The sequence below is a fragment of the Pseudoxanthomonas sp. Root630 genome (assembly GCF_001427585.1).
Taxonomy (GTDB): domain Bacteria; phylum Pseudomonadota; class Gammaproteobacteria; order Xanthomonadales; family Xanthomonadaceae; genus Pseudoxanthomonas_A.
Genome location: NZ_LMGY01000015.1, coordinates 1 through 21386 on the forward strand (window position 1 = coordinate 1; position 21386 = coordinate 21386).

The 21386-nt window shown below is 63.4% G+C and carries 9 protein-coding genes; 4 read left to right on the forward strand and 5 right to left on the reverse strand.

Going from position 1 to position 21386, the window contains the following annotated elements; genetic code table 11:
* Positions 1-120 precede the first annotated feature (120 nt).
* Positions 121-708, forward strand: a complete 588-nt coding sequence (locus tag ASD72_RS10320; protein WP_056879869.1) for a hypothetical protein — start codon at positions 121-123, stop codon at positions 706-708.
* Positions 705-1292, forward strand: a complete 588-nt coding sequence (gene dcd, locus ASD72_RS20625) for a dCTP deaminase (RefSeq protein WP_081420280.1) — start codon at positions 705-707, stop codon at positions 1290-1292. The genes ASD72_RS10320 and dcd overlap by 4 nt, the downstream gene beginning before the upstream one ends.
* Positions 1293-1555: 263 nt before the next feature.
* Here the strand turns inward: dcd and ASD72_RS10325 are convergent, their stop codons facing one another.
* Together ASD72_RS10325 and ASD72_RS20950 are read right to left on the reverse strand one after the other, a co-directional pair.
* Positions 1556-2287, reverse strand: coding sequence for a hypothetical protein (locus ASD72_RS10325; protein ID WP_056879870.1), 732 nt, complete (start codon positions 2285-2287; stop codon positions 1556-1558).
* A gap of 143 nt (positions 2288-2430) precedes the next feature.
* Entirely contained in the window at positions 2431-7440 is a 5010-nt protein-coding gene (locus ASD72_RS20950) for a hypothetical protein (protein WP_155944601.1), read from the reverse strand.
* Between the two features lie 540 nt (positions 7441-7980).
* On the opposite strand from ASD72_RS20950, the gene ASD72_RS10340 reads away from it, so the two are divergent.
* Positions 7981-10674, forward strand: a complete 2694-nt coding sequence (locus tag ASD72_RS10340; protein WP_056879873.1) for a serine/threonine-protein kinase — start codon at positions 7981-7983, stop codon at positions 10672-10674.
* Between the two features lie 3 nt (positions 10675-10677).
* Here the strand turns inward: ASD72_RS10340 and ASD72_RS10345 are convergent, their stop codons facing one another.
* Both ASD72_RS10345 and ASD72_RS10350 read right to left on the reverse strand, forming a co-directional pair.
* Positions 10678-13632 carry a DUF11 domain-containing protein gene (locus tag ASD72_RS10345; protein WP_235577994.1) on the reverse strand — a complete coding sequence of 985 codons (2955 nt, stop codon included), beginning with the start codon at positions 13630-13632 and terminating at the stop codon, positions 10678-10680.
* A 272-nt stretch (positions 13633-13904) separates the two neighbouring features.
* Positions 13905-17258: a DUF11 domain-containing protein gene (locus ASD72_RS10350; RefSeq protein WP_162250375.1), complete on the reverse strand. Its 3354-nt coding sequence runs from the start codon at positions 17256-17258 to the stop codon at positions 13905-13907.
* Here ASD72_RS10350 and ASD72_RS21205 point away from each other — a divergent pair.
* Positions 17229-17672 (forward strand): hypothetical protein, encoded by a 444-nt coding sequence (locus ASD72_RS21205; protein ID WP_162250376.1) that lies wholly within the window; start codon positions 17229-17231, stop codon positions 17670-17672. The two genes, ASD72_RS10350 and ASD72_RS21205, sit on opposite strands and share 30 nt — an antisense overlap.
* On the opposite strand, the gene ASD72_RS10360 is transcribed toward ASD72_RS21205, so the two are convergent.
* Positions 17669-21385, reverse strand: a complete 3717-nt coding sequence (locus tag ASD72_RS10360; protein WP_200948871.1) for a hypothetical protein — start codon at positions 21383-21385, stop codon at positions 17669-17671. The genes ASD72_RS21205 and ASD72_RS10360 overlap by 4 nt on opposite strands.
* Position 21386 lies beyond the last annotated feature (1 nt).

Genomic DNA, 21386 nt, shown 5'->3' on the forward strand with positions numbered 1-21386 from the left:
GCGCCGCCATGGACATCTGGGAGGCCTTGCGCCAATGATGTTTGAGGCGGTTAACTCAAAACAAAGCCCCTAACCGTCTACGAAAGCGGGGGCGTACCAGAGATCCATTTTGACGCGAGCATGGACCGGGTCCCCTCCCTCGCAAACAACGGTTACCCACCTGGGCGGATGAGGTTAAGGATCTCGCTTGAGTTGTGCCGCGCAGAGGGCCATCTTGATGCGCTAGTTGAGTTTGTCGATGACCCAAAGACAGGCAAGGCTTTCGCTGCGGGCGTTTCTTTGGTTGATCACATCGATCGCTTGATCGGCATTAGGAGCGACGTGCAGGCGATCACCCATGATCCGTTTGTCTCAATCGCCTATGACTGGGTTAACGTCACGTTGCCAAGCGCACAAGCCTTTGCGAGAAACGCAATGGGTGCCGCTCTCTATCCGACAAGTGCACAGCGAAACGAGTGTTCGAAGCTCGTGGAACGCCTTCTTGACGGGCTCCCTCCTAATGAAATTGGAAGCGCACTTGCACCGGTACAAGTCGACGCTCGGTCCGCCGTGCTCGCCGCGTGGCTCATTTCGCTAGACGGCGCTCAGTCTGGTCCCGGCGACGAAAGCTATACGCTCTTCCGGCTCAATGAGAAGACACTGCGCGGAATTGAGTACATTGAACTGCAACGCTGTTACTTGGAGAAGTTCCCGAGGACAGCGCCATGAGCGTTCTCGGGCGGCAACGATTAATAGCAGCCATTAACAGTGAAGATCCGTCGACCCGGCTCGTCGTAACTCCGCTCCTTAACAAGAACCAAGTCGGTGAGGCATCGATTGACATTCGTTTGGGAAACGACTTCGTGGTCACACGCCGGGGTAACCTACAGGCAATAGATCCAGCAACCGATGACCCTCGACTCGTTCGCTACAACTCTCGCCACTATGCCAATTTTGGCTCGAAGTTCTTCCTGCATCCCAACGAGCTAGTTCTAGGGAGCACACTTGAGTACGTCAAGCTGCCTCCTACGCTGGCTGGCTGGGTGACGTCGCGATCAAAATGGGGGCGTGTAGGGCTTGTGATTGCGACCGCGACTGCGATTCAACCTGGCTTCGGTGGGACTATCACCCTTGAGCTGCTGAATCTTGGCGAAGTTCCCTTGGTTCTATACCCTGGGCTCCTAGTCGCCCAAATTATTCTCTCTGAATGTGAGGGCGCTGAACCTTACAACGGCGCATTCGCTGGCCAAGTTGATCCTGGTCACGGAAAGATCTCGGCCGACAAGGACATGGCTTTCTGGACAAAACCCTAGACAGCCGCGCTCCACAAGTGGCCAAACTAAGCGGGCAAATCGCCGGGCCAGCGGAATTTGACGAATGGAAGTCGGAGCCGGCCAAGTACGCTGAATGACGTCGGTGCAATCCTATTCCACTAGATAGGCGTCCGCTTCGGGTCGAAAGCGAACACCTATCCTCCCCGGTCAGCTAACGGCCAGAAGCGGATTGAAGTTCTATGAGGCGAGCTAGCTGATTGGTGCATAGATCAGCCACTGTGCTCCATGACCCATAGTGCCACTCAATAGATCAACGCTTGCTGTTCATGCATCTGGTATGTGCCTACCACCCACTGGCCATTGTCCCAATCGGCTTTTCCCGTCAGCTTCGTCCTGGCCTTTACCCATGACCATGCATCCTCAAGCATTAGGTTCCGAACGATGAAGTAGCGTCCGCCATCGATCTGAACCTCGCATCCCCGCGCATCGCCTCGACCAAGGCCTGTTACCTCCCCATCCACCTTCCTCGATTGGCGGTCCTTGAGTACTGGGAGGGCTGAGATAGCTCTAGGAGTGGGCGCTGGAAGCGTTTGAGCCGCACCGCTGGCGTGGTCAACTTCAACAATGGCCCCTGCAGCTGCAAGATCCTTCGATGCTTCAAGGATCGCCAGCATGCCCTTGGCTACCCCGCAATCCGCCGCTGATAGAGGTCGGGACCTTTCAGCGTTGAGTTCAAGGCTAACGACGCCCGTGCCAAGCTGCTCCAGCAACGGCTCGAGGCTTGACTGCATTGACCCTAGCTTCTCAGCAGAGTAGATATCTACAAGATATGCGCCCTTTGCGATGCGCACATTACCGATGAGAACGTCGTCTTCGAGCGAAGCTCTCAACGCGAGTACTAGTTCAGTAAACGCGAAAAGGACCTCGGGGGCCTCGACGATTGACGCATCTGGAGCTGGCAGGAGTTTCTCAGAGCACGCAGACAGCGTTGCGACCAGCTCCCGCTCGTCCAAGGGAATAGTTTCACTCGTCATTGCGTCGACCTCATGGCCGGGGCCGGCGGTCGCCGGCCGAAGACCGGCCAGCAAGTATTAGATTGCACGCCCCATGTAACGAGTACGGCTATGCGCCTATGATTTACCCCCTCATAGCGCGTATTCGTCGCAGCCGCCCTGCCTTACATCTGCCCGCCGCGCGCCCTCCGCTTCAGGCGCTCATCGGCAATCCACGCCGTCGCCAAAGCCCAACGCAAGGCCGGCCAAGCACCATAGGCATTTCCCTTGCCAGCCTTGAACGTGAAGGTTCGAACACCGTAAGACTCTTGCTCTTCACTCAATCGGACACTGGGCCAGAGCTCGCCACACAGTGCGCGCAGGTCGTCTATGGCCGCCTGGTCATGCAGCTGGCACCCTTCAGACATTAAGGCTCTCCGAGAGACGCTGACCCAGTCGGCAGCGATCGACGCCAGTCGGGGATCCTCTCTCACAAGGTACTCATCAATTCCTCGAGCGAGCCCCACGTCCCGGCGGACTTCGATGCTGCCCCCCACCCCGAGTGCGCCCAGTGTTCGAGCATTGAATGCCGAGAGCGCTTCTACTACCGATTCGACCTGCCGTCTCGTCGTGCCAAGGCGCTCAGCAATCCAAGACGTATCTGCACTCTCCGCCAGTGCTCGCAGGATGTGGGCGACACTCGACCAGGACAGGTCACCTGTATGCTTCACCGGATGCGGCGGTTCTGGCAGATACATGCCTGATGACTGTGATGGCGACAGTCGCAGCATTCTTGCTACAAAGGCGCGCGATCCATGCATGCCGGCTCGCCTTGCGCCGTCGATCGTCTTGAGGGAAAGGCCGCTTATTCCTGCTGAGCCCTGTCTTGAACCCACCGCCTGGAGTGAACCATCCAGTGAAAGGTATGCCCCTGGCTCGCTGAGATAACTTACCAATGGCGTGACCATCAGCGCGTGCCCGTTCAAGCGCATCGCCGCCGCCATGTCCCTCGCCCGGGGGTGAGGCAAAGCCATGGCCGCGATGTGTCGCAACCTGACTTTCCGTTTGCGCAGCCAGTAGGTTCTGCCCTTCTGACGCTGGGTGCTCCATTTGATTAAGGACCCGATGCGATCGAAGATGGTCCGCAACTCATAACGGGTGCCAACGGGTTGTCCCGGGATCTGGAACATCGGAGTGCTCGACCTGCTTTCGACAGGGGTCCCAACACAGGCCTTGGCATACCACCCTGCGAACCATGATCCGTACTTGCTCCAATGCCCACCCTCCAGTGGAATGTAGCCCGCAGCAGTTGGTGTCTTGATGGATGCAAAACGACCTCTACTTCTCAACAGGATGTAGTCTTGGCATGAACCGAGGGCGACATCATCCAAGGTCAGTCCGTGAATAGATCGCGGACGAGCACCGGAGGATTCTGCAAGAAGAGCGGCGGCCAGACAGCACTCCGTGTACCGTCTTTCCGTTGGGTCAGCATCAATCTTCTCGAGCGCAAGGACGTTGGCATAGAGTTCATCCAGCACACGAGACGTCTCTGAGTTACTGAGCATCGCAGGGTCGCCTGCAGGTGCCTGCCGGCCATGTACTCGATAAAGGAGATGCCATGTCGGCTCTTTCACTTCGTAGCGCAATGCTGCGAACCGGAAGAATCGACGCAGTTCTTCCACTACCTGCTGGTGGCTTGAGCGCTTCGACCTCTTGAAGGCCGCGCTACATAGCGCTGTGACCTCGTCTTCAGATAGCGTTGTGAGCAGTTCGTCGGGTTCCAGCTCTCTCAGAACCGGCTCTATTCGATGGTACGTCTTCCGGATAGTCGACAGCGCTTGCCCTCCGGCACTACGCGGCCCGCCTAGCCTAAGCAGGTGCCAGACGTACTCCAAGAGAAGCCGACCCTTCGTCGGTTCAGTCCCAGCCCTTGCAAGAGCGTCTTCTACGAGCCTACGTAGTTGTAGCCGGCGTTTGTTCGGCGGTTCCGCCGGTTGGCCAAGTATCGGCTCAGAGAAATCGTGATCGAAGGCGCGCATTACTTCCGCGATGTGGCGAAGTGCTCGATGAGCGGGGTTCGCACGCATGGGAGGTGATGCCAGCGTCTGGTCCAGGCTCTCATCCTCATTTGGGGAAGGATCCGGCGTGGTGAGCTCATCAATGACACCAATGGCACGTCCGCAGGAGACCGCTGTCGGAATTGCCGCGCCACTGATTACTAGGCGTTCCGGTCCATTGGCGAGAACTAGCTTTGATGTGTTCGCCGTCGCGATGAATCGCTGCAGAAGCTCTCGGTTGGCGACGCCGGCGGAGCTTAGGGAAGGTACCAGCTCTGCGATGAACGAGGCTAGGCGAGAACCTTGACGCTGGGCCAGCAACTCGACCGCCTGCTTCCAGCCTGTTTTCTGAACAAGACGCACTGCCAAGATGGCCGAGTCTCCATAGAGCATTGCATGACCCTTCTGGAACGGCACTCGGACGTTCCACTCTTGGTTGTTCGCATGCTCCATGCTGTCGAGTGATCTGAGTACGTCCAAGACCTCATCCCAAGCACTGCGTGTCGAGTGCATCAAGAGAGACAGCGCCGTCATCGCCGCCAGCTCTATCGCCTCAGGTCCATCTTGGCCGGCAGTCGCGAGCTTCTTGATCAGGGCAGCCTGCACTGCATCCATCTGCGCCACCGCTATACCCAAGCCCCGGAGGAACGGACTGCGGACCTGATGCCTGGACACAAAAGGCACTTGAGGAAGATGGACGCGGCAGTTGTGCAGTCTGGCGACCCGCAAGAGTCCTTCCCGCAGCAGTCGAGCCGCCACATACCGATCATCGGGTCCGTAGGGACTTTTTGCGAATGGCGCCAGAATGGCTTCTACATGACGCCTGAGAATGTTCGGCTGGTTACGCTCGCCAAGGCGAGCGGGCGTGAGAGCCAGACCGTAGTTGGCCAAGGTGATCTGGTATTCCGGAAGGACTAGCTCAATGCCCGCCTTCAAGACTTCCAAGACTTTAGGCTTCAGTCTGTCCATCGATTCAGACAGCGCCACGTTGATAACAGAGTACGCGCGGGCAATTGCCTGATCGTGTTCCACATGCTTCTCGCTCCAGTCACAGAGTGGTAACAGGGGAACAATCTCAGCGGGATCTTTAGGTAGCGTCCCACCCTCCCAACCACTTTGGTCGAGCCACTTGTCCAAAAGTGGGGCCAACTCGTGCCCGAGCTTATAGGCAGGATGAGGGGCAGAATCGGACGTCGCATGATGGGCATGGGATAGCCAGCCCATTTGGAAGTATCTCAACTCGGGATCCACTCGCTCCTGGGTCAGGAATTGGCATAGCCCATGTCGATGAACGTTGGGGCGATCACCCCATAGCTGGCTCAACGACGTCAGTGTCTCTCGAATTTTGCAAGGGCGTTGCTGACCAGCGTCCGCTGGTAGCTCAAAGAGGGGTGAAGCGCCTGCAAGCACTGAATCAGCGACGAGCCTTGCTGATCTGTTGTTGCTTCTCTTCGCTATTCGTCTCAGCTCGTCGACATACCCTTCAAGTTCGCCGACGAATCGCCACCCCGTGCATACCAAACGTGTCGCATGCGCTGGGTCGGCCTGTTTATCGTGCGCTATGGCCAGTGCATGCCTTGGAATGAAGTCGTGGAGCGTGAGCTCCAACACACTGTTGTTAGGTCGGTGACCGGTCGCTAGTAGAAAGTGGACAAGCAGCCGGTCGCGTCGCCGCTGCCAGTCCTGAAGCAGTCGATCTTCAGAGGGGCGGCCTTTGCCCCTGTGGGGGTCTCCTGCCAGCCTGGACCAGGCCTCAGCATAAGGAGGCTTGATCGGCCTCACCCTCGAGCCCAGCCAGTGATCCGCGGAACCTACCCATGTCTGCAGTCCCGGGCCTGAAAAGTTGTTTGCGCTCTCGACGGCTCTGGCGAGCTCAGCCGCAGGGTGCGCACCATAGAAGGTTGCGGCAGTAGACAGTCCAAAGGTATCGCCGAAAGCTCGCTGGGCTGCATCTATGCCCAGCGAGCCGGCCAGATGGATCGCCAAGGACAGGCGATAAGCCGACTTGGCGCAGTCCCGCACCCTATTTGGAAGGCTCCTCGCGTCAGCCCCCAGCAACAGGGACTGTGAGCTATCAGGGTATTTCTCTTCCCTAAGTCGGAGTAGCTGCTCAAGCAGATCCACGCATTGGCCTGACAGCGGGAAGATGATGTCACCCCCCGTCGGGAGCCATCTTGAATCGCCTTCTTGAGGCAGGAAGTAGTTTGGGGGCAACACCTCTGGGCGACGGAAGGCTTGAATGGCTAGATCAATGACAGGAACACCACTTGCTGCAGCCGGCCCGAAGCCAATCCGAAGTGCCTCACGACTACTCAGTCCAACCTCGATTGCAAGCACCTCAAGCATGCCGAGCTCCGCCTCCAACACATCCTTGGCTCGTAGCGCGAACTGTGTTGTGGAGAGCGCCAACTCCCAAGCTCGCTCCCGGAGATCCGCTGGAAGGACGTTCTCTTGCGGCCTAAGCAGGTCGGGGGCGCCCTGCCGGCTCATATGGGCCGACCAGTCCATGGCGAACCTCAACTTGCCACTCCGGATCACCTGCTCCACGTCCACGGACGACCCGATGCAGTAGGGCCCTTCATCGGGGTCCTCACCGGGCTGATCGCCTGGAGCTTCGGTGAGCGGACTTGGCAGGTGCAACGGGCTATCTACCAGTTCGTCCGGATCTGACGCCCCTCGCTCATCACGGGCGAACAGTGAGTGACAGTACGCCTCCAGCTCACTCTTCCAGAGCGGATCAAAAGTCTTATGCCCGGTAATACCAAGGTCAGAGTCTTGAGATCGAAGCCGCAGCATCTTCGCCAAGAGCAAGGATGGACCGGCGCAGTCGCCCACGGTCTCGTTCAGCTTCGAATGGCCCCTGAGTCCACGAATCGCCCCAGTGAGCTCGAGAACCATTTTTTCGCGCCCACCGGACAAGTGGGCTTCCAGCGCGAGCCAAGACAGCGTCCAGGCGATGCGATGCTTAGGGCGTTCGCGCAGGGACAGAAGGAAGGTGGCTAGCGGAAACTCCTCAGTACTGAGATCGCGGCCAAGGGAGTTGTTGGAGGCTCGCTCGACGAGCTCGTTCCCGTATCGCGCCGAATGAGCCAAGACACGAGGGAAAAGGTGTGCCTCCGCGGGAGCGTTGGCCAGCACGTTTCTGAGCCCTTGGCACAACGGACCCTGCCAAGCCGGCAACGCAATAGGCAGCCTCATTGTGCAAGGCCAACTGACCAGCTCCTTGAGACTAGCTGAAGCGCCAGCCTGAGCATCCATGCGTGCCATTACTCACCCACGACAACCTATGTGTGACACAAAATACCAGCGAAGCCCCCAACGTCAATGGATGCAGCATACCCTTTTGCATCATCGCATCCGACAAACGTGATGTTTATTTCTTCATTAAATCAATAATTTAAGATATCATGATGCATCTCATTTCTTTTTTAAATTCTTCTGAGTAGACTTTGGATAGTGGCTTCCGAAGCCAGGTCGGGGGTTCGAATCCCTCCGGGCGCGCCATCTTCCTGCGGGCATGCTTCTCCTTCGCGAAGCGCGCTACGCTCGCGCCATGGGACGCATGTCCGCTCGCGCTTCCAAGCTCCGATCCTTCCCCTTGTCTGCATCCGCAGCGCCCGGGGGAGTCCCCTCGCGCCGGGACACGCACGGCATCCCGTTCCCGCCTGATCCTCGCCGATGTCCGACCTAGAGGCCCGAGCGCTCGCCCTGTTCGACGATTACGTCGAACTCCCTCCGCCGCGCCGCGCCTCGGCGCTCGCGCGGCTGTCTTCCGAAGATCCCGCTCTCCACGACGTGCTCCTCCGCCTGCTGGCCGCCGATGCAGCGACCCATCCGCTCGAGGGCATGGGGTTCGACGATCTGCTCGGCATCCCCGGTGCGAACGAGGAAGCCGCCACGCACGAAGGCGATGTCGCCTGTCCGCGTATCGGCAATCGGCTGGGCCCGTGGCGCATCGAGTCCCTGCTCGGTACGGGTGGCATGGGCACCGTTTACGAAGCGAGCCGCGCCGATGGCCACTACGAAAAGCGCGTGGCGCTCAAGTGCATCCGCAGGGAGATGTCTTCGCCCTCGCTCATCGATGCCTTCATGCGCGAACGCAACCACCTCGCGCAGCTCGACCATCCGCACATCGCGCCGTTGCTGGACGGCGGCGTCGAGGCGGATGGGCATCCCTGGTTCGCGATGCAACTCGTGCAGGGCACGTCGATCGACCTCTGGGCCGACCAGCAGGCGCTGACCCTTACCGAACGCATCCGCCTGCTGCTGCAGGCGTGCGATGCCCTGCACTACGCGCACCACCGGGGCGTCCTGCACCAGGACATCAAGCCCGGCAACGTGCTGGTGGCACGCGACGGTCGCGTGTATCTCGTCGACTTCGGGTTGTCCGCCGTCATCGACGGCGCCGACGGCGTCGCCTCACCGCGCATCGCGGTATCCAACGGCTACGCGGCGCCGGAAGTCCTGGCCGGCGAGACCTCGACGGTCGCCAGCGAGATCCATGCGCTGGGCGTGATGCTCTACCAGTTGCTCGTGTCGAACTGGCCGCGCCCGGTGCTGCCGCTGCACACCAGCTTCACCCGCCTGCCCATCGCCAGGGCGCAGCCGCCCTCCTCCCTCGCCCACGTTGCGTGGGCGGGCGTGGCGTCGGATCGCCGGTGCCGGGACAACGCGCAGCTGCACGCGCGACTGCGGGGCGACCTGGATGCCATCGCGCTCAAGTGCGTCGCGGCAGACCCCGCCGACCGCTATGTGAGCGTCGCTGCGCTGATCGCCGACCTCCAGCACTGGCTCGAACGCAAACCGGTGGGCGCGCGCGGCGGCGGACGCCTGTACGTGGCGCACCGCTTCGTCCGGCGCCACGCAGTCGCAAGCATCCTCGCTGCCGGCACACTGCTGGTCGTTCTCGCGGGCGCGGGCATGTTCGCCTGGTACCAGCTGCGCGACCGGCAGGAGGACCGCGACATGCAGGCGGTTTCCACCTTGTTCGAAGAGACGCTGGGTTCCGCCACACTGTCCGGACTGGCGGAGACGCGTTCGTCGTCGCGCCTGCTGCTGGAACAGACCGAGGCCCACCTGCGCCGGCTTCCGCTCGAGTCCAGTCCGGCCCTCAAGGCGCGCGCGCTGGTTTCGCTCGCACGGAGCTACGCCGTCCTCGGCGACTATCCGCACGCGCTCGCGCTCGCGGACGAAGCCAACCGCCTGCTGGCCGACGAGCCCGCACTGCGCCCCGACACCCAGGCCACGCTCGCCACCCTGCTGAACCTGCAGGCCCGGCACGCCGATGCCCGCGATGCAGCCCTGGCGGGCCTGCAACAGATCACCGCTTCGCGGCACAAGACCGACATGACCTCGCTCGGTCTGTTGACCGAATTGGCGCGCGCGCACTGGGGCCTGTCGGACCACGCTGCCGCATTCGAAGCCCTCGCGTTCGCGGATACGGCGACGGGCGACCTGCCCGCGCCGCTCGCGCGCGCCACACGCATCGATCTGCTGACCCTGCGCGGCCAATGGCACGCCCAACTACTGAACCTGGCCGATGCCGAGCGCGACTTGCGCAGTGCGATCGCGCAAGCGAGTGCGGACATGCCCGCCTCCGCCGACCCTGCGCGGGAAGCGCTGTCCACGTTGCTCGCGCGCGAAGGACATCCGCAGGAAGCGCTGCGCATCGCCAATGCCCTGCTGGATTCACGCCGGCACCGGCTTGGCGCCGCGCATCCGGACACCGCGCGCAGCGTGCGCCTGAATCTCGAAATCGCGCTGTTGGCCTCACCCGCCTCCGTGGATGCGACGGTCCTGCAGCAGGCCCACGACTCCATCGTGGCCAGCTTCGGCACCCGTCACCCGGAATACGCCCGGCAGCGCCTCCTCGAGGCACGCGCGCAAGCAGGAACGGATGTCGCGCGCAGCATCGAACTCGGGCGGGAAGCCACGGCCCTGTACGAAGACACGCTAGGTCCCCGCCACGAAGCGACGCTCGCCGCCAAGGAGATGCTGGCCGGCGTGATGCTGGCATCGCCGCTGACCGCGGGGATGGACTCGACGCGCGCATCGGCGCAGGTCGACGAAGCGATCGGGCTGTTGCAGGAGGTGGTACAGACCGCGCGACAACGGCACTGGCCAGCCCCTTCCGCACGTCTTGCGCTCGCGCAGGCGCTTCGCGTGCGGGCACGTGCGCAGGCGGGCGATATCCCCTCCGACGCGGCATCCGCGGAACGGCTGCTGCAGGACGCCCTGGTGGAAGCGCGTCGCCACCTGGGGCCCGACCATGCCATCACGCGCCAGATCCGGGACTCCTTGATGGCCCGACCCACAGCAAACGAAGCCACGGCGACGGACAGCGCCGGTCGTTCCGACGCGCCTTCCCCTTGATACTTACTGACCGCTGGCGGTCACGGTGCACCGCAGGACCACGGTCACCTGCCCACCCACCGGCAGGGACGGAAGCGTGATACCGCTGCCCAGCAGCGTGGCCACCGGCACCGTAGGCGATGGGCAACTCGCTCCGCCTGCGGCCACGCATGTGGCCGTGCCGCTGGGTAGCGTGCAATCCTGGCCCGCCGCTGGTGTATCCGACAGCCGCACGTTGGTCGCGCCCGTCGGGCCGTTGTTGGTGACCACGAGCGTGTAGTCCACTACGCCGCCACTTACCACCGTGGTGGGCGATGCCGTCTTGGTCACCGCTACGTCTGCGATCGCGACCACGTCCACGTCCATGGCCGTGTTGTTGGTCGGATTGGCGTCGTTCGTCGCCGGTCCCGGTGTCACCGTCGCCGTGTTGCTCAGATCGCCCGTGTAGCCCACCGGCACCGTCAGCGTCAGCAGGTAGGTCACGGTGGCGCCGGGCGGCAGTCCGACATCGGTGTCGTTGATCGCTCCGCCGCCGCTGGCGGTACAGGAGCCGCCGCCCGTGCCGCTGCACGTCCAACTCGCAGTGGCGATGCCGGCGGGCAACGGATCGCTGACGGTCACGTCGTGTGCGCCGAACGTGCCGTTGTTCCTCACCACGAGGGTGTAGGTGCGCGTTTCGCCAGGCCCGTACGTATCGCCCGGCAGGTCGCTGGGGCCCGATGCCGGTGTGTTGGTCTTGGTGACGCCGAGGTCCGCGTTGAACGTGATCGCCGCTCCCGGACAGTTGGCACCATCTCCACCCAGTGCTGTTGGCGCGTTGCTCATGAACGTCGTCGCACCCGTCGCCGGATCGATGGCATAGATCGGGCCGACGTAGCTGCCGTACAGGCCGTTGCTGAACCCCCACAACGCGATGGCGCTGGCCAGGTCCGGCGTGGGACCGATCTCGGTCACCGTGCCTGTGCCCGGGTCGATGCGGACCAGGGTGCCGGGGCCGCCCCCGTTGAAGTGCACGCCGTACAGGAACCCGTTGTGCCACGCCAGGTCGGACACGTAGATCGACCGGCTCAGCGTGATCGGGGTGGCGACGCGCGTGGCCAGGTTGATCCGGTACAGGATGTTGCCGGTAGGAGGACCACCCGTGCCGCCATCGCGGACGTAGTAGTCGCCGGCGGGCGAAATGACGCCGTTGTTGTAATTGAGGACCGGAAGGCCGGTCACCGCGCCCAGGATGGTGCTGCTGCCGTCGGCGCCCACCCGCACCAGTTGGTTGCCCACGGCGGTGTTCCACGTGATGCCGTAGATGTAGTTGTCCGCCATGTTGTAGCCGATGCCATTGCGGGCGAAACCGGACCCCAGGACGGAGTAGGTGAACGGCGATGTGGCGTAGCCCACGTCATACAGGCTGGAGATGTATGGGCTGACGGCGGTATTCACCTGGTCCAGGTACATCTTGGCGTCGCAAACGCCGAAGTTGGGCGGCGGCGCGAACGCATTGGCGAAGGTACAGGTCAGGTCGTCGCCCGCCACCGGTGTGATGGCGAAGCTCGTGCCGTTGCCGCTGGGCGTCTGGCCGCCTGGCCGCGCGTTGGTGCAGGCGTAGGTGGTGGCGTAGCTGGCGAGATTCGCGCCCGCCGCAGCCGTCTCCGACAGCGTATAAGCCGTACCGGGCGTGGCGCTGGCATGGGTCAGCACGCCGGTGGCGGTGCTACCGCTGCCGGTGGTGGTCACCGCCGCGGGTGCGCCGGTCCCGCTCATGCCCAGCGTGAACTGGTCCGTCGCCACCGCGCGTCCGTTCGGCAACGCCTTCTGCAGGCGAATCGTCGCAACGAGCGTATTGGTCACCGTGCAGGTCAGTTGCGCACCGGAGGTGATCTGGGCGGCGGGGACCGTTACCAGGCCGGTAGCCGGGTTGTAGGTCACCCCCGGGACCGTGGCGCTGGACGCATTGACGCAGGCCGCCCCGGTCATCCGCCAGCCGGACGGAATGGATTCGGTGATTCTGGTGTCGGTGTTGAAGTACGTCAGGCCATAGGCCGCTCCCACCGATGGGTTGTTCGCCAGGGTGGTGGTCCGCGTCAGGCTGGACGGCAGGCCGTTGGTGCCGCCGGTGAAATCGAAGCTGCCATACCCATCCACGGTCTGCTTGCGCAGCACCACGCAGGCGGGCACCGTGGCATTGATGGCGGCGTTGGCGGCGGCAATGATCTGCGAGGCGTTGAAGGTGGCGGCGAACGTGGCCAGGCGTGGCGTGCCGGTGTCGTAGGCTTGCGTGGAGGGCTCACTGGCGTGCAGGGCGTCGTAGTCGGTACTGCTGCCGCCTTTGCTTGAGAACGCACCCAGCTGCTGCCTTGCCGTGGGGTTAGTACTGGTGCCATCGACGCCCACGCCGACGATCAGCGCATTGCGCTGGTTCTTCATGTAGTTGCTGTAATAGTAGCGACCCAGTGCAGCGTCACTCGCCGGCACCTCGGCGATCCGGGTAGATACATCAACAATGGCGTCGGTCAGGTGGATGATCATCAGCCGTTGCGTAGGCGGGCCCGGCGCGACGGTCGGTGCGTTATAGCCGTCGGTGCCACCCGTGCCCCCGCCGGCGTACAGCGCGCTATCGAGCATCTTCAGCCCGTGCTGCGCATAGTCGCCGCCGACGATTGTGGCGAAATAGGTGTCGCCGCAGTTGCTGTATGGGTATCCGAAGGACCGGCACACGCGGTTGCCGGCACTGTTGTTGCCGGCGTAAGCAAAACTGGAGGCCGTGGTGTACCAGCCTCCGTTGGCCCCGGGAGCCGTGGCCAGGTCGATGCGGCAGCCGGCTCGCGTCGTATCTTGATCCGTACATGCCCAGTTGACCACGGCCAAACGGTAGCCGGGGCGGCTCAGGATGGAGGTGGCGATGCTGGCGATAGCCTGCTGCGCAGCGTCGAACTCGTCGGCGAGGATCGAGCCGGAATTGTCCACGAACAGCAGCACGTCCATGGGAGGCGGCGTCGAGGGGCAGGTCTGGGCCTGGAGGTGGGTGGCCGATGCAAGCAGCAAGCCGGCGATGGCGCACCGGGCTTTCCAGCCCAAGGCGCGCCTGCGCGACGGGCGATGCCCGTGCTCCGTATTTCTTCTGGTTCTCCGTTCCACGCCCGCCGTCCTCACATTTTTTCGCGCATATCAAGTTCGCCAAGAACGGGAACTTCAGGACGCACGACTGCGAAGAGAGCGTAGAGAGGAAGCGGGATCGTCCCGGCACGCGGGCCCGGCTACAACCCGCTGGCGGTCACCGTGCATTGCAGGGACACGGTCACCTGTCCGCCCACCGGCAGGGACGGAAGCGTGATGCCGCTGCCCAGCAGCGTACTCACCGGCACCGTGGGCGATGGGCAGCTCGCCCCGCCCGTGGCCGCGCACGTGGCGGTGCTGCTGGGCACGGTGCAGTTCTGGCCCACGCCGGCCGTGTCGGCGAGCAGCACGTCTGTAGCGGCCTGTGGACCGTTGTTGCTGACCACGATCTGATAGGTCACCACATCACCCGCGACCACGGTGGTCGGTGAGGCGGTCTTCACCACCTGGATGTCCGCCTGCTGCAAGGTATTGGTGAAGGTGCACTCGATGTTGGCGCCGGCCGCCGTCGCCGCGGCATCCAGCGCCACCGTCCGGTTGACCAGATCCGGCGTGGCCGTTCCGCCCGCACCCAGGCCCGTGCACGTGATATCCGTCGCCCGGTACGTCGCCGGCGTGGTGCTTTCGGTGATGGTGGTCGCGGTGGAGGCTGCGGTCAGCACCTGCACGGCACCGGTCACCGGCGTGCCCGCGGTGACCGTCGTCAGCGTCTGCGCGGCAACGCCGTTCGTGCCCGTGAAGCCGAAGCTGTCCACGCCGCCGACGCTGATCTTGCGCAACGTCAGCCGCAATGCGGGCACGTCCGTGTCCGTTGCGGTGTTGTTGGCGGTGTTGGCGTCGTTGATGGTGTTGGGCGGCGTGATGGTGACCGTATTGGTCAGGTTGCCGGTGAAGCCTGTCGGCACCGTCATCGTCACCAGGTATGTGGCCACCGCACTGGGCGGCAAGTCCAGCCCCGTGTCGTTCAATGCGCCGGTGCCGCTGGCAGCGCCACACCGTGAACCACCCGAGGTAGTCGCGCAGGTCCAGCTGACGGTCGCCGCGTTGATACCCGCGGGAATCGGATCGCTCACCGTCACGTTCTGCGCACCGAACGAGGTACTGCCGTTGGTGACCACGATGGCGTACGTGCGCACTTCGCCCGGCGTGTACGAGTCGGTGGGCAGATCATTCGCCCCTTGCGCGGGCGTGTTGGTCTTGGTCACCGACAGGTCGGCGTTGAACTGGATCGGTGCGGACGGGCAATTGGTACCGTCCGCGTTCGTGGAGGTCGGCGCGCTGCTCATCAGCGTGGCCGCACCGGTCGCCGGATCAATCGCATAGATCGCGGCACCGGCGCTTGCAAACAGGCCATTGGTGAAGCCCCACATCGAGACGGCGCTAAGGAGGGGCGAAGTAGAGCCTATGGAAGTCACCGCGCCCGTGGTTGGGTTGATGCTGACCAAGACACCACCACTGCCACTGCTGTCTATCCCATACAGAAGATTGTTGTGCCAGGCCAGGTCAGACACCGTGATGGGTGCGCTCATCGTGATGGTCGTGGCCACTCGCGTGGTGAGGTCGATCCGGTACAACGTGGTTCCACTGCCACCTGCCTTGGTGTAGTACTGCCCCGCCGGGGAAATGGCGCCATTGTTGTAATTGGCGACGGGCAGGCCGCTGATGGCGCCCAGGTTGGCGCTGCTGCCATCGGCACCGATGCGGATAAGCTCGTTGCCGTCGAATCCACTCCACTCGATGCCGTAGATGAAGTTGTCCAGGGGGTTGTAGCCGATGCCGTTGCGGGCTGCGCCCGACCCCAGCGACGTATAGCTGAATGGCGTGCTGGCATAGCCCACGTTGTACAGCGTGGACAATGTTGCACCCGCGTTGGTCTGGTCCAGGAACATGCGGCCATCGCAGGTGCCGAAGTTGGTCTGGGTCGCGGTATTGGTGACGGTGCAGGCGATCTGGCTACCCGCATCCGTCGCCGCCGCATTCAAGGTGAACGAATTGGCCCCCGTGGTCACGGTACCGCCCGGCCCCATGCCGGTGCACACCACCCCGCTCATCAGGAAGCCGGCCGGGGGTGCCTCGGTGATGGTGGTGCTGGTCAGGACGTTGGTCAGGTTCTGCGTCGCACCCGTGACACCGACACCGGTCGCCGTCGTCGTCAGCGTCTGGCTGGTCCACCCGTTGTTGCCGGTGAACGTGAAGGCGCTGATCCCGCCGAGGCTGATCTTCGTCACGGTCAGCGTGGCAGGCCGCCGCGTGTTGACGAGCGTGCAGGTGATGTCGTCGCCGGAGGCGGGCGTAATGTCGAAGCTGGTGGTGGTGCCTGTAGGCAGCAGGGTGCCCGTGCCGCTCGACGCATTCGAGCAACTGTAGGTCGTGCTGTATTCGTTGATGTCCGTCGTGCCGGCGGCGGCTTCGGACAACGTATGGACGGCACCCAGGACGAAGGGGGCGATCGTGATCAGGCCATTGTTGACGGTGGTTCCCGTCCCGGTCGTGGTGGTGCTGGCCAGGGAGGTGCCGCCCCGGGATACGTTCAGGGCGAACTGATCCGTGCCGCTCTCCCGGCCGATCGCAATCTGCTTCTGCAGTCGCAATGCCGCCTTGCACTGATTGATCTGGATGTTCCTGTAGCTGATGTCGTCGTCGGCACCGGCACCGTCAATGTTCGATCGGAATACGTACTGGATGCTGGTGACCTGCACCACCGACAAGGGTAGCTGGATGGTGAAGGCCCGATAGGTATTCAGAGTAGGGCCTGTACCGACAAAAGCCTGCGCCGTCGAGGTCTCGGCACTTCCCGCCACCGAGATCAACGCCCCCGCGTTGGGCTGGAGCTGACCTGCGGTACTGTCTTCTCCGGCGGATCTTGGCGACGTGATCAACGTGGCGTAGGTCACGCCATTGATGATGATGTCCATCGTCGCCTGGCCGGAACGGGGCGTGTTGCCAGCCGAATTGTTCCATTGCAGTTCGCCCGAGACCCGGATCGCGCCATTGGTCTGTGTTCCATACCGCGTCGTCGTGCCATTCCCTGTAAGCGTTGGCGTGTGGGTCAAACCGGCGGAATCATTCATTGTCCACCCCGTGTCGGCGGGCGAACTGATGATGGGCAAGGTATTCGCAACGGAACACTGATTCTGCGCCTGGCTCCACGCGAGCTGCGGCACCAGCGCCAGCAAGAGGGCCAACCCCGCTGCCCGGCACAACGCCGGAACAGACTTCATCTGATGCTTCCCGACGGGATGCGCGTCGCCCGCGCAATGACCTTCACCCCCAACGTTGCGGGCGGCATGCGATACGAAGAGTCGGCCCAGGCGCACAGGAGAATCTCCCCACTTCCGCGACCATGTCACAGATTCTAACGCGCTGGCCCGAATAACACGCACGCAAAAAAAGTCTGTAGGGGCGGTTACTTTCTGCGGGGTGGATTCCTCGTAACGCGAATCCGGCACACCTTCCAGATCCGAGTGCCTGCCGACGCCACGCAACAACATCATGGCGATGCTCGCATCGCCCCTCTTCACGACCCCATTCATTCCTATCCCCATATCGTCATTGATGCGTGGCGCCCGGCGGACCGGGCCATCACATTCGTCAATTCGACATCGCAGCTGTATATGTCTTCAGGACATTTCCACGCCAGCGGCCTGCGCCCGATCGCGGAGGCGCAAGAGGAATTCGCGCGGGAGCGACTGCCCGCACACCGTGATCGCGCATTGCAGGATGACGATCACCTGCACGCCGACCGGCAGCTTCGGTTTCGTGCTGCCCCCCGCAGCAGGTTGCTCACCGGCACGGTCGAAGGAGGACTGCGGGTGCCACTGGCCGTGCAGGCAGCCACCGTGCTTGGTGTCGTGCAGTTCTCGCACTTCGATGGCGAAGTGCGTCCTTCCTTTGCGCTCCGCTACTAGTACGTCCCCACCAGGTTCAGGAACCAGCCCTTGTGGTCGTAGTCGAAATCCGTCAGATCGTCGCTGAAGTCGGTGAAGTTGTAGCCCACGCCGATGCGGAAGTTCTTGTTCAGATCGCGATCCAGCCCCAGCAGGAAGCCCTGCTTGGTGCCGCCGTCCTGCACATCGAGCCAGCGGTACTCGGCCAGTGCATGCCATTGCGTGCGCAGGTCGTAACGCACCTGCGCCGCGCCGAACGTCGTCGCCGAGTCGAGCCACGCGCCCGTGCCGCGCCCCATCCGGACCTCGCCTTCGCGACGCGCGAGCTTGCCCGCGAATTCCCAGTGCTGGTCGAGCTTGTAGACGCCCTCGAACGACAGGATCTGGGATTTCTGATCGTAGTCGGCACCGCCCACCTGGCCCAGCGTCGCCAGGTCGTAGAGGTAGGTGTAGCGGCCGAACAGGCCCCAGCGCTGGTTGTTCCAGGGACGGTACGCGAAGCCGACGTTGCCCTCGATGAACTTCGCGCTGGCCAGCGGGTTGAGCTCGTCGTCGGTGTCGGCGTAGTTCAGTCGGGCGGCGATGCGCCAGCTCTCGTCGATCTTGTGCGTCAGACGGTTCGTGCTGACCCACTGCTCGCGCTGCTCGGCGCCACGATCCTCGCGCCATTCCAGTTTGCTCTGCCAGTCGGTATCCGGGGAGGTGCGGCCGCCCGATACGCTGATGGCCCTGCGATCGACGTTGCCACCCGTGGTGTTGGTCAGCTCGCCATCGGACAGGGTGAACCCCATGTTCCAGCCCTGCGCCGGATAGAAGTCCATGCCGAAGGTGTGCGCCAGGCCCGACTGGTTGGGTTCCTTGAGGAACTGGCTCTCGTTGTAGAGATTGACCTGGTTGGACAGGCGCCAGCGCTGGCCCAGCGTCCACCCGTTCTGGGCGTTGCGGGTGAACAGCGAGTCGTACTCGGTGGTATCGGTCGAGTAGGTGTAGGCACCGTACACCGAGTGCTCGGCGGTCAGGCGATGTTCGGCGTTGACGGTCGCCGCTTCGCCGCGATCACCGGTGGTCAGCTCGGCACCCACGGACGAGTTGTCGCCGTACAGGTACTTGCCGCCCAGCGTGAAGGCATCGTTGTCTGCGTACTGTCCGCCATCGTCGTCCAGCGTGAGCTGGGCGAGTCCGTAGACTTCCAGCGCGCTGCCGAAGCGGTGCAGGTACTTCAACGCACCCAGCGTGCCGGCAGCATCGCTGGACGAGCCCTCGGTGTCCACGCGACGGACTTCGCCGCTCAGCGTGCTGGTGTCGTCGATCCGCCATTCCAGCGTGGCCTGCGCCTGGGTCAGCGACTCGGCGCCGCTCTCGGCACGGCTGTAGCGCGCATACACGCCCAGATTGGGCGTGAACTGGCCCAGCAGCTCGGCACCGTACTCCGTCACCGGACGACCGGTGTCGTAGCGCGAGATCGAATAGCCCGCGCTGGTGTTGCGCCACCAGGCGCCCGCGCTCCAGTCCTGCGTGGTCCAGCCCAGTTCCTTGAAGTTGGCACGCGCTTCCAGCGACTTCGCTTCGCCCTCGCGATAGAGGGTGGTGTCGTTCTGCTGGATGAAACTCAGGCCACCATTGTCCGAGAAGAACACCGGCGAGCCGAAGGATTCCGTCTGTGCGTACTCGGCCTTGACGTAGGTGCCCTTGCCCGCCTGCAGCGTCACGTCCCCGGCCGCCAGCGTGTAGTCCTCGCCCGCCCGGTTTTCCTGCACGTACGTCGCACCGACGCCGACATGGTTGCCGAACCAGTGCTTGCCGCGGAAACCGCCGCTGACGTCATCGGCGTCGAAACCGGACGGCACCCATTCGTAGTCCACCAGCAGGCGCTGCTCGAACCCATCGAGCGGCGCATCGCGCGTCAGCGTGGGGATGTTCTCGCGGGTGATCTGGGCGAGCGGACGGGTCAGCAGGATGCGACCCTGGAGTTCGTCGATCTCGTAGTCCGCGCCGCGCTGCAGGACGATCCTGTTCTCGACACGACCGGTGGTCAGGTCGCGGACTTCCAGGGTGACGATGTCGGAGCCCGGCAGCAGGTCGGTGTGGCGCAGGTAGTAGAGGCTGCCGCCCGTGCCGATGAATTCGTTGTGGCCCGGCGCCGTTTCCGCTTGCGAGCCGAACAACCGCAACTCGGTGCCCGGATCGCCCCAACGATTGGTGGCGAGCGAGCGCCAGTTCAGCGCCGCGCCGTACAGCGAACGTTGGTACTGGGCGTACTCGGTCCCGGTGATGCCCGTCGCGTAGTTGCCCCACAGCGCCTGGTTCTTGTCCCAGTCCACACGCAGGTAGAAGCGGCCCATGGTGTCCACGTCGCGGTACGTCGTGGAGTCGTCGCCATACACCGGGTAGTAGAGATCGGGATCCAGCCGGCGGAACACATCCTGCGGATCCGCCTGGGTGAAGCCGTTGAACAACCGGTCGAGGTCGCGCTGGGTGGTATCCGCCTGCGCGGTCACCAGGTACTTGCCGCGCAGCTTCGCCTTGCCGTAGAAGGCCAGGCGACCGTCGCTGATGACATCATCCTGGTAGTTCACGTCGTTGGCGAACGGCGCACCGGAGCCGCTGACCTTGTTCTGCGCGATCGTCACGTCGGCCAGGCCGACGCCGAAGAAGTAGCGGCCGGTGACGTCGATGTCCAGGGTGTGCGCGGCATTGGTCGCAGCGGCGTCCCCGCGTCCACCCAGGCCGATGTCGAACCGGTGGTGGCCCACCGGGACCAGGTACTCGGCGACGAACTTGCGTTCCTGGTCGACCGGGTAGTCTTCGCCATTGATCTTCAACGCGACCGCGGGCGGCAGGTTGCGACCCTGGATGCGGATACGCGACCCGTACATCGGGATGTTCTGCTGGCGCAGGCCGTTCTCGGAGAATGCGCTATCGAGCAGGCTCTGGCTTTCCGCCTGGGCCGACGTCAGCGCGCTGCCCAACGTGCGCTCGACACTGCTGCGCAGGAGATCGGTGCCGCGCTCGGCTTCTTCCGGCGACACGAGCTGCAAGGTGCGCGGGTGAGTTTCGTCGAATCGACCTTCCTCATCGTAGGCCCGCAGCACGTACACCAGTTCATCGCCCTTGCGGAACGGGTAGCGCGTGGGCAGCGCACCGTCCCATGCGGTGTGGGTCACGCCCGCCACGTCCAGCGGGACCGTGGCGATGGGTTCGATCAGGTCCGCATCGCTGCTGCGGTACAGCGTGACCTCCAGCCGACGGATGAAGGCGGGATAGTTGCCCCGCACATAGAACGAAACAGGCTTGGTGATGCGCTGACCGTCGAACGGCACGATCGAAGGCGCCGAAACCGACAGTTCCGGCTGGCCCAGCGTGGGATCTTCAGTCGCCCAGATCACGCCGCCGCCCGGCAGGTCGATGGAGAACTTGCCCATCGCCGTCGCCTTGCCGGGCTGCTCCGTCGCCACGGTCACGCGGCGGTCGGGTTGCAGCACGTTGGAGGACGAGACCTGGCTCGTACCGCGCGTCACCGGCTTGTCGTAGCTGCGTGTGCGCAAGCGGAACAGCAGGCCTTCCTCGCCGGTGCAACGCTCGCCGTCGCAGTCCACCGGCGTGGCGGTTCCCTCGGCACGGTCCTGCTGGGCCTGTGAGGGGGCTGCCGTCTGTGCGGCCGCCATCGGTGCCGTGCCTGCCAGCAGGCTGATCAGCGTGTAGTCCAGCAATTTCATCTTCATACGCTTCTTCATG

What these genes read in the sequence shown, in the direction of transcription:
- ASD72_RS10340 (WP_056879873.1), top strand. Translation starts at nt 7,981, where the DNA reads ATGTCCGACCTAGAGGCCCGAGCGCTCGCCCTGTTCGACGATTACGTC.
- dcd (WP_081420280.1), top strand. Translation starts at nt 705, where the DNA reads ATGAGCGTTCTCGGGCGGCAACGATTAATAGCAGCCATTAACAGTGAA.
- ASD72_RS10360 (WP_200948871.1), bottom strand. Translation starts at nt 21,385, where the DNA reads ATGAAGAAGCGTATGAAGATGAAATTGCTGGACTACACGCTGATCAGC.
- ASD72_RS10350 (WP_162250375.1), bottom strand. Translation starts at nt 17,258, where the DNA reads ATGATGTTGTTGCGTGGCGTCGGCAGGCACTCGGATCTGGAAGGTGTG.
- ASD72_RS10325 (WP_056879870.1), bottom strand. Translation starts at nt 2,287, where the DNA reads ATGACGAGTGAAACTATTCCCTTGGACGAGCGGGAGCTGGTCGCAACG.
- ASD72_RS10345 (WP_235577994.1), bottom strand. Translation starts at nt 13,632, where the DNA reads ATGGACGTGCTGCTGTTCGTGGACAATTCCGGCTCGATCCTCGCCGAC.
- ASD72_RS10320 (WP_056879869.1), top strand. Translation starts at nt 121, where the DNA reads ATGGACCGGGTCCCCTCCCTCGCAAACAACGGTTACCCACCTGGGCGG.